Raw genomic sequence first — 15,446 nt, 5'->3', positions numbered from 1 at the left:
TCATACGGAATCGCGCGCGGCATGACGGCACGCCGCGTGCTCCGTCTTCTGACTGGCGCGCTGCGGGACGAACCGGACCTCGTACGCGGCGGCGCCGTCTGCCCGAGGAGGTCGAAGATGCGACATCAAGCCATTGCGGTCATCGGCGGTTCGGGATTCATCGGCAGCCATCTCATCAACGCGCTCGTCGAGGCGGGCAAGGACGTGCGCGTCGCCACCCGCCGCCGCTACAACGCCCGCCATCTCACCCTGCTGCCCGTCGACGTGGTCGAGACCGATGTGTCCGATCCGGTCGCGCTCGCGGCGTTCGTCGAAAATGCGGACGCGGTCATCAATCTCGTCGGCACGCTCAACGGCGGGCGCGGCGATCCCTACGGCCCGGGCTTCGCGAAGCTGCACGTCGACTTGCCCACGAAGATCGTCGCTGCCTGCGAGGGCAAGGGCGTGCATCGCCTGATCCACATCAGCGCCCTCGGCGCCGACCCGCGCGGGCCGAGCATGTACCTGCGCTCGAAGGGCGACGGCGAGAAAGCCGTGCACGCGGCCACGGCGCTCGCCACGACCATCTTCCGGCCTTCCGTCGTGTTCGGTCCCGAGGACACCTTCCTCAACCGTTTCGCGCTCCTGCAGCGGCTCTTTCCGATGATCCCGCTCGCCATGCCCGACGCGAAGTTCCAGCCGGTGTTCGTGGGCGACGTGTCGAAGGCGATCGTCAACGTGCTCGATCTCGACGCCGCGAGCGGGCACACTTACGAACTCGGCGGCCCGACGGTCTACACGCTCGAACAACTGCTGCAGTATTGCGGCGAAGTGGTGGGCCGGCACGCGCGCATCGTGCGGCTGCCCGACGCGTTCGGGCGCCTGCAGGCGCTCTCGTTCGAGATGGCGCCGGGCGTGCCGGTGCTCACGCGCGATAATCTCGATTCGATGAAGGTGGACAGCGTGCTGACCGGGCCGCTCGCTCCCGAGCTCAATATCGAGCCTGCGAGCATCGAGACGATCGCGCCGCTCTATCTCTCCGACGCCTCGCTGCGTTCGCGGCTGAACATCTTTCGCGCCAGTGCCGGCCGATAGTCCACAGCGGACGATCAACCGGCGCTCTTTCAACTCACAACGGTCATTGGAACAATGAAGCTCGTAATCGGAGACAAGAACTATTCGTCGTGGTCGATGCGTCCGTGGGTGCTGCTCAAGCACTTCGGCATCGCGTTCGAGGAGGTGCTGATCGAGCTCGACGAGCCGGCCACCAAGTCGTCGATCCTGGCGTTCTCGGCATCGGGCAAGGTGCCGTGCCTCGTTGGCGACGACGGCTTTGCCGTGTGGGATTCGCTCGCGATTGCCGAGACGCTCGCCGAGCGCTTCCCGCAGCACGCGCTGTGGCCGCGCGACGCGAACGCGCGCGCCCGCGCGCGCAGCGTGAGCGCGGAGATGCATGCGGGCTTCGGCGAAGTGCGCAACCACATGCCGATGAACATCCGCAAGGTGAAGCCGGGCGCCGGCGCGACGCCTGGCGCGCTCGCCGACGTCGCGCGCATCGACGCGCTCTGGCGCGAGTGTCTCGCCGCGAGCGGCGGGCCGTTCCTGTTCGGCGAATTCAGCATCGCCGACGCGATGTACGCGCCGGTCGTCATGCGCTTCAACAGCTACCAGCCGAAGCTCTCGCCCGAAGCGGCGGCGTACGCGCAGCGCGTGAGCGCACTGCCCGCGGTGGCCGAGTGGGTCGAGGCGGCGCGCCGCGAAACGCACATCGTCCAGGACGACGAACGCGACGACGAATGAAGATCTATGTCGTAGGCGGCGCGATCCGCGACGAGATGCTCGGGCTGCCCGTGCGCGACCGCGACTATGTCGTGGTGGGCGCGACGCCCGAGCAGATGGCCGCGCAGGGTTATCGTCCGGTGGGCAAGGACTTCCCGGTCTTTCTGCATCCCGAAACGCATGCGGAGTACGCGCTCGCGCGCACCGAGCGCAAGACGGCGGCGGGCTATCACGGCTTCCAGTTCTTCTACGCACCCGACGTGACGCTCGAGGAAGATCTCGCTCGGCGCGATCTCACCATCAACGCGATGGCGCAGGAGATGCAGCCGGGCGGCGTGCTCACGGGGGAAGTCGTCGATCCGTTCGGCGGCGCGCGCGATCTCGAAGCGCGCGTGTTTCGCCACGTGAGCGACGCGTTTCTCGAAGACCCCGTACGCATTCTGCGTATCGCGCGCTTTGCCGCGCGTTTCGCCGATTTCACCGTCGCGCCCGAAACGCTCGAACTCATGCGCGAGATGGTTGCTTCGGGCGAAGTCGATTCACTCGTGCCCGAGCGCGTGTGGCAGGAAATCTCCCGCGGTCTCATGGAAGCGAAGCCGTCGCGCATGTTCGAGGTGCTGCGCGATTGCGGCGCGCTCGCGCGCGTGCTGCCCGAGGTCGACGTGCTGTGGGGCGTACCGCAGCGCGCGGACTATCACCCGGAAGTCGATACGGGCGTGCACGTGATGATGGTGATCGACCATGCGGCCGCGCAGGGCTACACGCTGCCGGTGCGCTTCGCGGCGCTCATGCACGATCTCGGCAAGGGCACGACGCCGGAGGACGTGCTGCCGCGTCACATCGGCCACGAAGGGCGCAGCGTCGATCTGCTCAAGCCGCTGTGCGACCGTCTGCGCGTGCCCAACGACTGCCGCGAGCTGGCGGTGCTGGTCGCGCGCGAGCACGGCAACGTCCATCGCGTGATGGAGATGGGCGCGGCGGCGCTCGTGCGCATGCTCGAACGCTGCGACGCGCTGCGCAAACCCGCGCGTTTCGCCGAGGCGTTGCAGGCCTGCGAGGCCGATTTGCGCGGGCGGCTGAACTGGGAGAACGCGCCGTATCCGCAGGCGGAGCGCCTGCGTGTGGCGCTCGTGGCCGCGCGCGGCGTGGATGCGGGGGCGATTGCGCGCTCGATCGAACGCGGCGGCGCCGAGAAGATCAAGGAAGCGGTGCACGAGGCGCGCGTGGCGGCGGTGGAAGCCGCGCTCGCTACGGCTTGACCGGTCGAGCGCGCTCGCTCAGAGCACGCGCACGAGAAACGAAAGCGCCATCGAAAGCACGAGCGTCGACATGAACGGCAGCGGATATTCGCGGCCGAAAATGCGCAGCGTGATGTCGCCCGGCAGCCGCCCGATGCCGAGCTTTCTGAGCCAGGGCTGGGCGCTCGAGAGAATCGCCACGGCGATGAAGGTGGTGAGAAACCAGCGGATCATGGTCGCGTGGCGTGAGCCTCAGAGTGTATGGCTGCGGTCGCCGCGCGCAAACGCCGCGATGGTCTCGTCGATGCCGCGCGAAAACGCGATCACCTTGAACAGCTCGCCCATCTCGCTTTCCGATACGAGTTTCTGCACCGCGTTCGCGGCCGGCAGAAAGCGCTGCGCGTCGTGCGGATCGATCTCGCTCAGCACGTCGGTAATGCCCGCGTTCATCAGAAAGCGCGCCTGTGTCGTATAGCCGAGCAGGTCCGCGCCCGCTTCGACGCCCGCTTCGGCAATGCCCGTGAATTCCACGTGCGCGGTGATGTCCTGCAAACCGGGATAGAGGAACGGGTCGCCATGCGCGCGGTGCCGGTAGTGGCACATCAGTGTGCCTTGCGCGCGCTGCGCATGGTAGTACTCGTGGCGCGGAAAGCCATAGTCGATGAAGAAAGCCGCGCCGCGCTGGAGCATCGCGCAAACCGTGCGCGTGAAGGCGAGTGCGGCTTCGTGCGTTTCGGTCACGTAGTCTTCGCTGCCTTCCACGCCTGCGAGCGCGCTCTCGGGCCAGTTGGCATCGCGCCCGGAGTTCGCCGGCTGATCGGAAAAGACGAAGGCGCCTTCTGCGTTTGCGCTCACGCCGCGCTCGTGCCAGACGGCGTCCTTGCGCGAGAAGAGGCGCACCGGCATGGCGTCGAGCACCTCGTTGCCGATCACCACGCCTTCGAACTGCGCGGGCAGCGCATCGAGCCACGTTACGCGACTCAGCAGTGCCGGCGCGAGCTGCACGATGGTCTTGCGCTGGCGCTCGCGCAACTCGCCCGACAGATCGACGATGGCGTAGGAGTCGAACGCCACGCCTGCTGCGTCGAGTGCGAGCATCAGACCCGCCGCGAGGCGGCCCGTGCCCGCACCGAATTCCATCAGGCGGTGCGTGCCGCTGGCGGCGAGCGCTTCGCCCACGGCGCGCGCGAGCGTCGCGGCAAAGAGCGGCGAAAGCTCGGGCGCGGTCACGAAGTCGCTGCCGTCGTCGGCAAAGAGGCCGAATTTGCGTGCGCCGCCGCCGTAGTAGCCGAGTCCCGGCGCATAGAGTGCGCGCTCCATGTAGCGGTCGAACGGGAGCCACCCGCCCGCCGCGGCGATCTCGGCGCGCAACGTGGCCGCGAGCGCCTCGGACTGCGCGAGCGCGATCGGCTCGGGAACAGGTAAACTATCGGGTTCGTGAGCTTTCGGATTCATCCCGGCATTGTAAATGAGCGCAACTCCCGGCATCCGCCCGGCTGACGCCGACATGAGTGCATCCGACAACGGATCGCGCCCCGATTTTGGCGTAGCGGCGCCCGTCGTGCTGGTCACGGGCGGAGCACGCCGTATTGGCCGCGAGTTCTCGCTCGGCTTTGCGCAGCGCGGCTGGGACGTCGCGGTTCATTACGGCGAGTCGCGCGAGGCCGCCGACGAAGTCGTCGCGCAGATCGCGGCGCTGGGCCGCCGGGCTGTGGCGCTGCACGCCGACCTCGGCGACGAAGCCCAGGTGGCGCGGCTCGTGCCGGATTGTGTCGCGGCGCTCGGTCGTCCGGCGTGCGTGCTCAACAATGCCTCGCGCTTCGACGAGGACACCGCGCAGGATGTGGGCTACGCGAAGCTGCTGCAGCTGATGGCGATCAACGTGGGCGCGCCGCTCGTGCTCTCGCGCATGCTGTACGAGGCAACGCCCGAAGCGGCGGCGGACGACGAGACGCTGCGCCCGTGTGTGATCAACGTGCTCGACCAGAAGCTGTACAACATGAATCCCGACTATCTGTCGTACACGCTGACGAAGGCCGCGCTGCAGAACGCCACCGTCGCGCTTGCCCAGGCGCTCGCGCCGAAGGTGAGGGTGGTCGGGCTCGCGCCCGGCCTGACGCTGCAGTCGGGCGACCAGACGCCGGCGAGCTTCGCCGCCGCGCACCAGGTTACGCCGCTCAAGCGCGCGTCGCGGCCCGCCGATCTCGTGGAAGCCGCGCTGTATCTGGCGCGGGCAACCGGCGTGACCGGCACGACGCTCGTCGTGGACGGCGGCCAGCATCTCCTGCCGCTGCCCCGCGACGTGATGTTTTTGACGGGCGGCTGACGCCCGAACGTGGATTGCATCTAGTTTTGCAACTAAATGCATAGCCCGCTGCGCGCAGAACGGCGAGCCAGCGGTGCTGACGAAGACAAAGGAATGCAAGCCGCCGCGCACGAGCGGTTTTGCAGACCGGCTGAACGACCCGCCGGGCGCGCCGCGCCGGCATACGTGCGAGAGAACGCACGCTTTTATCGACTGGAACCCGTATGTCCACCGTTTTGCTTCACCCCCGGCTCGCCGATTGCCGCCGGCTCTTCCTGCGCGACTACGAAGTGCACATCAACATCGGCGTGCATGACTTCGAGAAGCGCGGCGAGCAGCGCGTCGTCATCAATGTCGACCTGTTCGTGCCGCTTGCTTCGACCACGCCGCAAGAGGACAAGCTGCGCGAAGTCGTGGACTACGACTTCATGCGCTCGACCGTTGCCGAACGCGTGGGCAAGGGCCATATCCATCTGCAGGAGACGCTCTGCGACGATCTCGCCGCGGCGCTGCTTTCGCACGAACTCGTGCGGGCGGTGCGCGTCTCGACCGAAAAGCCCGACGTTTATCCGGACTGCGACGCGGTGGGCGTCGAGGTCTTTCGCATCAAAGAGGACTGATTCATGAACGCCCCCGAAACGCTACCCGTTGGCGAGGACGCCGCGACCGAAGAAACGGGCCGCCAGGCGCTCACGCGCCGCGAGCAGAAGGAAGCCTACGAGAACAACAAGCTGTTCAAGCGCATCGTGCGTCAGGTCGGCCAGGCGATCGGCGACTACAACATGATCGAGAACGGCGACAAGGTCATGGTCTGCCTGTCGGGCGGCAAGGACAGCTACGCGATGCTCGACGTGCTGTTGCGCCTGCGCGAGCGCGCGCCGATCGACTTCGAGATCGTGGCCGTGAACCTCGACCAGAAGCAGCCAGGCTTTCCGGAGCACGTGCTGCCGGAATATCTCGACAAGGTAGGCGTGCCGTACCACATCGAGAACCAGGACACGTACAGCATCGTCAAGCGTCTCGTGCCTGAAGGCAAGACGACCTGCTCGCTGTGTTCGCGCCTGCGCCGCGGCATTCTGTACCGCGTGGCGGGCGAACTGGGGGCGACCAAGATCGCGCTCGGCCATCATCGCGACGACATTCTGCAGACGCTGCTGCTGAACCTGTTCTACGGCGGCAAGCTCAAGGGCATGCCGCCCAAGCTGCAGTCCGACGACGGCAAGAATGTCGTGATCCGGCCGCTTGCCTACGTGAAAGAAACCGATCTCGAGAAGTACGCGGTGCTGCGCGAATTCCCGATCATTCCGTGCAACCTGTGCGGCAGCCAGCCGAACCTGAAGCGCGCGGAGATGAAGGCGCTGATCCGCGAGTGGGACAAGCGCTTCCCGGGCCGCGTGGAGAACATGTTCAACGCGCTCGGCAACGTTGTGCCGTCGCACCTCATGGACGCGAACCTGTTCAACTTCGCGGACCTGCGCGCGACGGGCGTGGCCGATCCGGCGGGCGACATCGCGTTCGACGAAGAGCCGTGTTCGACCGACCCGGCGCCTGCGGAAGGCGCGGCCATCAAGTTCACGCCGTTCGACGATCTTTGAACCGTCCTTTAAGTCGTCCCCGCGGTTCGACTCAAACGCTCCGACCCCGCATCGGAGCGTTTTTTACTTCTGCCTGTCGATCCGAAGAAAAGCAGTTGTAAAACAATGTTTTTCGGGGCACGAGAGCCCGGCCGGCCGGCGTGTCGGGGATATCCCGCATGCTAAAATCGGCCGCTTCATCCTCATTCAGTCACCGATGCAATGAACATCGTGATCCTCGCGGCAGGCATGGGCAAACGCATGCACTCCGCGCTGCCGAAAGTGCTCCATCCGCTCGCCGGCAAGCCGCTCCTCTCGCACGTCATCGATACTGCCCGCACGCTCTCGCCCACGCGCCTCGTCGTCGTGGTCGGCCATGGCGGCGAAGCCGTGCGCGAAGCCGTCGGCGCGCCCGACGTCCAGTTCGCGCTGCAGGCGCAGCAGCTCGGCACGGGCCACGCGCTCGCGCAGGCGCTGCCGCTGCTCGATGCCAACGTGCCCACGCTCGTGCTCTACGGCGACGTGCCGCTCACGCGCGCGTCGACGCTCAAGCGTCTCGTCGACACCGCTGGCGAGAACGGCTACGGCATCCTCACCGTCACGCTCGACGACCCGACCGGTTACGGCCGCATCGTGCGCGACGCGGCGGGCAAGGTCGAGCGCATCGTCGAGCAGAAGGACGCGAACGAAGCGCAGCGCAAGATCGCCGAGATCAACACGGGCATCGTCGTGACGCCGACCGCGCCGCTCGCGGGCTGGCTCGCCGCGCTGAAGAACGACAACGCGCAGGGCGAGTACTACCTCACCGACGTGGTGGAAGCTGCGATCGCCGCCGGTCATCCGGCCGTGACCGCGCAGCCCGACGACGAATGGGAAACGCTCGGCGTGAACAGCAAGCAGCAGCTCGCCGAACTCGAGCGCGTGCATCAGCGCGCGGTGGCCGAAGCGCTGCTCGTGGCGGGCGTGACGCTCGCGGACCCGGCGCGCATCGACGTGCGCGGCTCGCTTAAGTGCGGGCGCGACGTGTTCATCGACGTGAACTGCGTGTTCGAAGGCGAGGTGACGCTGGCGGACAACGTGGGCGTGGGCCCGAACTGCGTGATTCGCAGCGCGTCGATCGGCGCGGGCACGCGTGTGGACGCCTACACGCATATCGAAAACGCGGCGGTCGGCGCGAACGCGGTGCTCGGGCCTTACGCGCGTCTGCGTCCCGGCGCGAAGCTCGCCGATGAAGTTCACGTGGGCAACTTCGTCGAGGTTAAGAACGCGAACATCGGCGTGGGCTCGAAGGCGAATCACCTGAGCTACGTGGGCGACGCAGACATCGGCGCGGGCGTGAACATCGGTGCGGGCACCATCACCTGCAATTACGATGGCGCGAACAAGCACCGCACGATCATCGAGGACAACGTGTTCGTGGGTTCGGATACGCAGCTCGTCGCGCCCGTGCGCGTGGGCCGCGGCGTAACGATCGCGGCGGGCACGACGGTGTGGAAGGACGTGCCGGAAGCCACGCTCGTGCTCAACGAAAAAACGCAGATCGCGAAAACCGGCTACGTTCGCCCGGTGAAGAAAAAGAACTGAACGGTTGAATTGCGGGCGCCGCCTATTGCGCGACAAGCGCGCGGCGCCCACGCCTCTCATTGCAAAGGATCGAATCCATGTGCGGCATCGTCGGCGCGGTTGCGCAACGTAACATCGTTCCCGTCCTGATCGAAGGACTGCGGCGGCTCGAATATCGCGGCTACGACTCGTGCGGCGTGGCCGTCGTGACGGCCGACGGCCCGCAGCGCGTGCGCAGCGTCGCGCGCGTGGCCGAGCTCGACGAGCAGGTGCGCGAGGCGCACTTCGAAGGCGTGACCGGGATCGCGCATACGCGCTGGGCCACGCACGGCGCGCCCACGGTGAACAATGCGCACCCGATCTTCTCGCGCGACACGCTCGCGATCGTGCACAACGGCATCATCGAGAACTACGAGTCGCTGCGTGAAATGCTGCGCGCGAAGGGCTACGAATTCGTTTCGCAGACCGACACCGAAGTCATCGCGCATCTGATCCACAGCCTGTATCAAGGCGACCTGTTCGCCGCCGTGCGCGCGGCCGTGCAGCAGCTCGCGGGCGCGTATGCGATCGGCGTGGTGCACAAGAGCCAGCCGCATACGGTGGTCGGCGCGCGCGCCGGTTCGCCGCTCGTGGTGGGCTACGGCAAGGGTGAGAATTTCATCGCGTCGGACGGGCTCGCCATTGCGGGCAGCGCCGAGCACATCAGCTATCTGGAAGAAGGCGATGTGTGCGAGATCACGCTGGAAGGCGTGCGCATCGCCGATCGCGCGGGCAACATCGTGACGCGCGAAGTGCGCGACGTGCAGGCCTATGGCGCCTATGGCGGCGCGGTCGATCTCGGCCCGTATCGCCACTACATGCAGAAGGAAATCTTCGAGCAGCCGCGCGCGATCTCCGACACGATTCCGGCCACCGACGCCTTCACGCCCGAACTCTTCGGCGAGAACGCGGGCGAGGTGTTCAAGGGCATCGACAGCATCCTGATTCTCGCGTGCGGCACGAGCTACTACGCGGGCCTCACGGCGAAGTACTGGCTCGAGTCGGTGGCGAAGATCCGCACCGATGTCGAGATCGCGAGCGAATACCGCTATCGCGAGTCGGTGCCGAATCCGCGCGCGCTCGTCGTGACGATCTCGCAGTCTGGCGAAACCGCCGACACGCTCGCCGCGCTCAAGCACGCGCAGTCGCTCGGCATGGCGCACACGCTCGCGGTGTGCAACGTGGCGACGAGCGCGATGGTGCGCCTCACCGCACTCAAGTTCCTCACGCATGCAGGGCGCGAGATCGGCGTGGCGTCGACGAAGGCGTTCACGACGCAGCTCGTCGGCCTCTTCATTCTCGCCGTCACCCTCGGCAAGCTGCGCGGCCATGTGAACGCCGAACAGGAAACCGCGTACCTGAAACTGCTGCGCCACCTGCCGGCCGCGCTCAACGGCGTGCTCGCACTGGAGCCGCAGATCATCGCGTGGTCCGAAGAGTTCGCGCGCAAGGAAAATGCGTTGTTCCTCGGGCGCGGGCTGCATTATCCGATCGCGCTCGAAGGCGCGCTCAAGCTCAAGGAAATCTCGTACATCCACGCCGAGGCGTATCCGGCCGGCGAGCTCAAGCACGGACCGCTCGCGCTCGTGACCGAGGCGATGCCCGTGGTGACGGTGGCGCCCAACGACGCGCTGCTCGAGAAGCTCAAGTCGAACATGCAGGAAGTGCGCGCGCGCGGCGGCCAGCTGTACGTGTTCGCCGATGCCGATACGCACATCACGAGCGAAGACGGCATCCACGTGATCCGCATGCCGGAACACTACGGGCTGCTGTCGCCGATCCTGCACGTCGTGCCGCTGCAACTGCTCGCGTATCACACGGCGTGCGTGCGCGGCACCGATGTGGACAAGCCGCGTAACCTCGCGAAATCGGTGACGGTGGAGTGAGGGTGTTCGCGCGCTGAACGCGCCGGTCGAAAAAGGGGATGCCATCGCGGCATCCCTTTTTTATTGGGCCAATCTATTGGGTCGATCGCAGCAGGAGGTGCTCAGAGGCCGCTCAGGCGGCTGCCGCGGCTCAGTGCGTGGGCTGGGGTGACCAGACGCGCTGCGGCGCCTCTGGGGGCGCGTAACGCGCTCGTCTGGACTGCGCCTGTCCGCCATGGCGAACCTCTGCCGAAACGCCGCTGGACGGTCATAATGTCGCCGTTCGATCAAGGAGACGAAAGTGGCAAACGTGGCGCAATCCCGGCAACCGGGGCAGTCCGGCAGACTCCCCCGCCTGTTCGTGTTTTCCGGTGCGGGGCTGTCTGCGGAAAGCGGCATTTCGACGTTCCGCACCGGCGACGGCATCTGGTCCCACGCGAGCATTGACGAGGTCTGCAATTACCTCACGTGGCGCCGCAACCGGCCCGCGGTGTTCCGTTTCTACAATCAGCGCATCGCCGAATGCGGCGACGCGCGCCCGAACGCCGCCCACGAACGGCTCGCGAAATGGCAGGACGCATGGGGCACGGAGCGCGTGCATCTCGTCACGCAGAACATCGACGACATGCTGGAGCAGGCCGGCGCGCGCCAGGTGACGCATCTGCACGGCGACATGATTTCGCTGCTGTGCACCGACTGCGACTATCGGTTTCCCGTGTCCGGCCGCGCGCTCGATCCGCAGGCGGCCTGTCCGTCGTGTGGGCAGGTGGAGGGCGTGAAGCCCGGCGTGGTGTTCTTCAACGAGGCCGCGCCCGAGTACGAGACGCTCTGGCGCATTCAGGGCGACATGACGCCCGACGATCTCTTCATCGCTGTGGGCACCGCGTTCGAGGTGATCCCGCCCGAGCGGCTTCTGCCGCCTGCGCGTTGCGGGCACTACGCGCGCAATTTCCTCGTCGATCCGGCACCACGGCGCACGGAATGCTTCGGCGTCGTCGAGGCCAAGCCCGCGACCATCGGTTTGCTCGATCTCGAGCCGACGATCGAGCGGATGATGACGGGCGACTAGCCCCCACGCTGTTCCTCACGCGATGCATTGAGCAAGGGCGTGCCTCCTCGGGAGGCACGCCCTTTTTTATTGCGCCTGCGTGCGACACTGGCTTTTTCCTGATCCATTCGTTGCCGTCATGAATATTGCGAAGCAGATCGTCGGTTATCTGAAGCCGCGCTCGCTCGTGCTCGTGAGCGTCGAAACCGGCACGGCCGGTGCGATCGGCGCGATGCTGGCCGACCAGCGCGGAGCGTCGGGTTGTCTCGATCTCGGTTGCGTGGCGCATTCGCAAGCGGCGCTTGCGGCGCTGCCTGGCGTGAGTGCGCAGACGATCGAGCACAACGGACTCGTTAGCGAAGCCTTGGCGCGTGAAGTCGCCGAAGGCGCGCTTGCGCGCAGCGCGGGACGCGCGAGCGTGGCGCTGGCGAGCATCGGCTGGTTCGCCGACGAAGACGACGAGCCAGGTGCAATCGTGACGCATTGCCTGGCGTGGGCATGCATCGAACGCGGCCGCGTGCATAGCGGGGGCGAGACGGTGTGCTTCTCCGGCAGGAGAAGCGAGATCCGCAGATCGATCGCGCGACGCGCGTTGCTCGGCTTGCCGCGATTCGTCGATGGTGTTCTTACGCGCGATTAAAACCGGAGTGGAATGACTTTGCCCGAATGCGCAGCACGCGAGCGCAGCGAGCGTCGCGTATATCCCCATAGTCTTTTCAGTATTTATATTTATAAGTAGTAGCAGTTAACAAGTCCTGGCATTAACTGTGGACAACACGAAAATTGCCTGTCGGCTCATACCGATGCAAAACGGATAGCCATGCGGACAAAGCTTGTACGCGTGGCGAGCGGCTGGGATAACTTTTCAGGCCGCAACACCAGGTGCGTGGTTATCAAGAAGTGGTCCACAGGTCGTTCGCCAGGTCGTCCCCAGGTTGTCCAGAGGTGGGTGTGGATAACCTGGTTCGGCGCGGCGCAATCCAGCGTTATCCACACGAAAAAAAATGGCGTCGCTCGAAAGCGACGCCATTTGTCGAAACGGTGCGGAGCGCGATATCAACGCCGGGAAATCATGGCGCGTTTTTACGCCGTTTCGGCAGGTTGCGCAGCGGCGCGCTGCTTCGCGAGCATGCGCGCTTGCCAGGCCGGCAGCAGTTGGCAGGCGAGCAGGCCGGCGAGCATGAGCGCGCAGCCCACGAGTGCGCGCGGCGTGAGCGTTTCGCCGAGTGCGGCCCAGCCCGCGAGCGCGGCGAACACGCCTTCCATGCTGAAGATCACGGCGGCGTGCGCGGGCGCGGCGTCGCGCTGCGCGACGACCTGCAGCGTATAACCGATGCCCACCGAGAGCGCGCCGCCATACAGGATGGTGGGCGCGGCGCGCACGATGTCGGCCGCGCGCAGCGGTTCGCACGCGAGCCCGATCGCGAGGCACACCACGCCGCAGGCGACGAACTGCGCGATCGAAAGCGCGAGCGGATCGTGGCGTGGCGCGTAGTGGCCCACGAGCATGACCTGGATCGAGATCACGAGCGCGCAGCCGAGCTGATACCAGTCGCCGTACATCACCGAGAAGTGCTCGTTGATGCTGAGGAAGTAGAGCCCAACCGCAGCGAGCGCGGCGCCGAGCCATGTGCCGATGCCCGTGCGATGGCGCAGCAGCACGCCGAGCATCGGCACGATCACGACATAGAGCGAACTGATGAAGCCGGCATTGGCGATCTTTGTGTAGCTGAGCCCGATCTGCTGAAGCGAGATGGCAACGGCCAGCACGAGGCCGAGCACGGTCCCCGAGCGCAGCAGCGCGCCGTTGAACAGCGCCGGGGCCGCCGCCTTGCCGCTGTCTGCGGCGCCGCGCCGGCCGGTGTGGCGGCGTGCGAGCAGAAAGACCGAAACGACGCCGGCGCCGAGCAGGAAGCGCAGGCCGGTGAACAGGAACGGGCCGATGGCGTCGAGGCTCAGGCGCTGGGCGACGAACGCCGAGCCCCAGATGAGGGCGGCGGTCAGCATCAGCAGATTGGCGCGCAGGTGGCGGCGGGAGGCGGATTGCAAGCGGAGATCTCTTTTCGCGGGGAACGGGCGCGACAGCGTTTTCGACGGTTGGCGCGCGCGGCGCGCGGTGTCCCGCCTGGTGTCCTGTTGCGCAAGGGGCGCGGTGCCCCGTTTTTCGCGATTGCATCTGACTCGGGAGGTAATCTGGCCCGAATTCGTTCGGGGCAGGCCGATTCAGCGTATTACGTGAAAAAACAACGAACTTCCGGAAAACGGACGCGTAAATGCCGATCGTATCCGAATTGAAAGGGAATTGTCTCCCGGAAAATACACCCGGCCATTAGCGGATGACAAACGCCCTACGCTGCGTAATACTGCTTCGCGCGAAACGCCCGCCCAGATCGGCAAGCGGATCGTTTCGCGGTTTCACGCTGTTCTAATTCACAACGTGCCGGTCATTATTTGTCAGGTTTGGGGAACAACAGATGAAAAAGATTCTCGCCTCGCTCATCGCAGCATCGTTCGCACTGGTCACGGCTTCGGCATTCGCACAAGACGCTTCGGCTCCCGCAGCAACCGCACCGGCAGCCAGCGCGCCCGCAAAGGCCAAGAAGCAGCACAAGCAACTCAAGCACCACGGCAAGCGTGCCGCTGTGTCGGAAGGCGCATCGGCCGCCGGTACGGCAGACAAGGGCCAGGCAAACTAAAGCGCCCTTCAGTCGTAAAAAAGCCAGAGCATCTGCTCTGGCTTTTTTTGCGCGTTCGCTGCGGATGAGCGCTCAGGAAGCGTCGCGTGCGAGGCCGGCTTCCAGCAATTCCGTGAGCAGACCGCTCACGCCGCCCGGGTGACCCTCGGCGCGCGCCTTCAGCTTCTCGACGAGATCGGCGTTGAGCTTGCACGCGAAGGGCACGAGCCCTTGCGCCTGGTCCAGCTTGCGCTGTTCGCGACGGTCCAGCGCCGGTTGCGCCGAACCTTTGCCGAAACGGTCGGGCCCGTTCTTGTGCGTCGCTTGCATCAGTTTCAGCGCCTTGTTCTTCTCAAGGTCGGTTTTCTTCATGGCCATATGTCGTGCTCCGGTGTTGGGCGGTGGCGCGCATTGTACGCAAACCCCCGCGTGCGTCCATCGCGGCGACTGGCCTCCTGGACGTCTTTCAGCCGCATCGAGTACCCGTGAATACCACTACGCGCCGTCGCCGCGGTCCGGCCCCTCATGGCCGTTGTGGCGCTCGTGTCCGTTATGTGCCGCGTGCGCTTCGTCCGTGGGGCGCGTGAGGCCGTCGATCAGCGTGCGCATGCGCTGCCAGTGCGAGCCTTCCCAGAACACCCGCTGGCAGACGTCGCAGGTCACGAAGCGCGTCTGCCGGTCGTAGACGCCGGCGGGCACGCGCTCGCGCACCGCGGCGCGCTCGATCGGCCGCAGCGGCGCGTTGCACATGAGGCAGAGCCGGAACGGCCGCGCGCTCGACGCGAGGTCGAGCCGCTCGAAAATCTCGTGGACCTGGGCGCGCGGCTTGAGCGCGCGCACGTAGCAGCCGTGCGTGATGCTGCGCCGCTTGAGCAGCTCGCGGTCGCGCGTGAGGACGATGCGGTGTTCGGCGGAGGCGAGCGCCTCGATCTCGTCGTCGGGGAAGTGGTTGTCGTAGAGCGTATCGAAACCGGCCAGCCGCAGCAGTTGTGCGAGGCCGCCCAGATGCGCGTCGGCGACGAAGCGCAGTTCGCGCAGCGGTGCGTCGCGCACGCGCAGCAGCGGCCGGATGTCGAGCGCCTCGAACTTCGGGTAGACGGCCACGCGGTCACCGTCTGCGAGCGGATGGTCGAAACCCACCGATTCGCCATTCACGAGGATCAGCTCGACCTCCGTATGCGGCACGCCGAGCGCTTCGATCATGTGTTTCGCCGTGGCGTTGCGCGCGCAGGCGCAACTGAACGCACGCCGGCGCAGCGGCCGCGCAAGAAAGTCGTTCAGCTCCTCGTAAAAGCGGAAGGTGGCGGTGACCATGCAAAGCAGTATCGCACCGGCTGCCTGGGCGCGCGCGCGTTCGCGCGGCGTGAGAGCCCGCCTGCAG

General features: G+C 66.2%; 16 protein-coding genes. 11 read left to right on the top strand and 5 right to left on the bottom strand.

Annotated elements, in window-relative coordinates; genetic code table 11:
• Positions 1–117: 117 nt before the first annotated feature.
• Genes AB4Y40_RS38435 through AB4Y40_RS38425 form a run of 3 tightly spaced genes read left to right on the top strand, consistent with a single transcriptional unit; the run spans position 118 to position 3,017 of the window.
• The gene (locus tag AB4Y40_RS38435; protein ID WP_368692302.1) at positions 118–1,074 is read left to right on the top strand and encodes a complex I NDUFA9 subunit family protein; all 957 of its coding nucleotides are present in this window, start codon (positions 118–120) and stop codon (positions 1,072–1,074) included.
• A 54-nt stretch (positions 1,075–1,128) separates the two neighbouring features.
• Complete coding sequence (locus tag AB4Y40_RS38430; RefSeq protein ID WP_368692301.1) at positions 1,129–1,779, top strand: glutathione S-transferase family protein; 651 nt, start codon at positions 1,129–1,131, stop codon at positions 1,777–1,779.
• Positions 1,776–3,017 (top strand): multifunctional CCA addition/repair protein, encoded by a 1,242-nt coding sequence (locus AB4Y40_RS38425; protein WP_368692300.1) that lies wholly within the window; start codon positions 1,776–1,778, stop codon positions 3,015–3,017. Before AB4Y40_RS38430 ends, AB4Y40_RS38425 begins: the two co-directional genes overlap by 4 nt.
• Positions 3,018–3,035: 18 nt before the next feature.
• Here AB4Y40_RS38425 and AB4Y40_RS38420 read toward each other — a convergent pair whose 3' ends face one another.
• Together AB4Y40_RS38420 and AB4Y40_RS38415 are read right to left on the bottom strand one after the other, a co-directional pair.
• The gene (locus AB4Y40_RS38420; protein ID WP_158758829.1) at positions 3,036–3,230 is read right to left on the bottom strand and encodes a DUF2905 domain-containing protein; all 195 of its coding nucleotides are present in this window, start codon (positions 3,228–3,230) and stop codon (positions 3,036–3,038) included.
• Positions 3,231–3,248: 18 nt separating this feature from the next.
• A complete protein-coding gene (locus tag AB4Y40_RS38415) occupies positions 3,249–4,451 on the bottom strand; it encodes a class I SAM-dependent methyltransferase (RefSeq protein WP_368682608.1) in 1,203 nt (400 codons plus the stop codon).
• Between the two features lie 52 nt (positions 4,452–4,503).
• On the opposite strand from AB4Y40_RS38415, the gene AB4Y40_RS38410 reads away from it, so the two are divergent.
• From AB4Y40_RS38410 to AB4Y40_RS38380, 7 genes are all read left to right on the top strand, one after another.
• On the top strand, positions 4,504–5,322 hold the full coding sequence (locus AB4Y40_RS38410; RefSeq protein ID WP_069264255.1) for an SDR family oxidoreductase: 819 nt from the start codon (positions 4,504–4,506) through the stop codon (positions 5,320–5,322).
• Between the two features lie 203 nt (positions 5,323–5,525).
• Positions 5,526–5,921, top strand: a complete 396-nt coding sequence (locus AB4Y40_RS38405; protein ID WP_028203420.1) for a dihydroneopterin aldolase — start codon at positions 5,526–5,528, stop codon at positions 5,919–5,921.
• Positions 5,922–5,924: 3 nt separating this feature from the next.
• Positions 5,925–6,896: a tRNA 2-thiocytidine(32) synthetase TtcA gene (gene ttcA / locus AB4Y40_RS38400; RefSeq protein ID WP_368692299.1), complete on the top strand. Its 972-nt coding sequence runs from the start codon at positions 5,925–5,927 to the stop codon at positions 6,894–6,896.
• Between the two features lie 201 nt (positions 6,897–7,097).
• Complete coding sequence (glmU, locus tag AB4Y40_RS38395; RefSeq protein ID WP_368692298.1) at positions 7,098–8,459, top strand: bifunctional UDP-N-acetylglucosamine diphosphorylase/glucosamine-1-phosphate N-acetyltransferase GlmU; 1,362 nt, start codon at positions 7,098–7,100, stop codon at positions 8,457–8,459.
• A 77-nt stretch (positions 8,460–8,536) separates the two neighbouring features.
• Positions 8,537–10,363 (top strand): glutamine--fructose-6-phosphate transaminase (isomerizing), encoded by a 1,827-nt coding sequence (glmS, locus tag AB4Y40_RS38390; RefSeq protein ID WP_368692297.1) that lies wholly within the window; start codon positions 8,537–8,539, stop codon positions 10,361–10,363.
• A gap of 280 nt (positions 10,364–10,643) precedes the next feature.
• A complete protein-coding gene (locus AB4Y40_RS38385; RefSeq protein WP_368692296.1) occupies positions 10,644–11,411 on the top strand; it encodes an NAD-dependent deacetylase in 768 nt (255 codons plus the stop codon).
• A gap of 118 nt (positions 11,412–11,529) precedes the next feature.
• Entirely contained in the window at positions 11,530–12,030 is a 501-nt protein-coding gene (locus AB4Y40_RS38380) for a CinA family protein (RefSeq protein WP_368692295.1), read from the top strand.
• Between the two features lie 443 nt (positions 12,031–12,473).
• Here AB4Y40_RS38380 and AB4Y40_RS38375 read toward each other — a convergent pair whose 3' ends face one another.
• Complete coding sequence (locus AB4Y40_RS38375; RefSeq protein WP_368692294.1) at positions 12,474–13,439, bottom strand: DMT family transporter; 966 nt, start codon at positions 13,437–13,439, stop codon at positions 12,474–12,476.
• Positions 13,440–13,864: 425 nt separating this feature from the next.
• Here AB4Y40_RS38375 and AB4Y40_RS38370 point away from each other — a divergent pair, with 425 nt between their 5' ends.
• Complete coding sequence (locus AB4Y40_RS38370; protein ID WP_028203426.1) at positions 13,865–14,086, top strand: hypothetical protein; 222 nt, start codon at positions 13,865–13,867, stop codon at positions 14,084–14,086.
• 72 nt (positions 14,087–14,158) lie between these two features.
• Here the strand turns inward: AB4Y40_RS38370 and AB4Y40_RS38365 are convergent, their stop codons facing one another.
• Positions 14,159–14,443 carry a hypothetical protein gene (locus AB4Y40_RS38365; protein ID WP_368692293.1) on the bottom strand — a complete coding sequence of 95 codons (285 nt, stop codon included), beginning with the start codon at positions 14,441–14,443 and terminating at the stop codon, positions 14,159–14,161.
• Positions 14,444–14,560: 117 nt separating this feature from the next.
• Positions 14,561–15,379 (bottom strand): Mut7-C RNAse domain-containing protein, encoded by an 819-nt coding sequence (locus AB4Y40_RS38360; protein WP_368692292.1) that lies wholly within the window; start codon positions 15,377–15,379, stop codon positions 14,561–14,563.
• Positions 15,380–15,446: the final 67 nt, after the last annotated feature.

The organism is Paraburkholderia sp. EG287B, from assembly GCF_040965595.1.
Classification (GTDB): domain Bacteria; phylum Pseudomonadota; class Gammaproteobacteria; order Burkholderiales; family Burkholderiaceae; genus Paraburkholderia.
The sequence above is the reverse complement of the archived record's forward strand: the minus strand, read 5'-3'. Positions and strand labels throughout refer to the sequence as shown.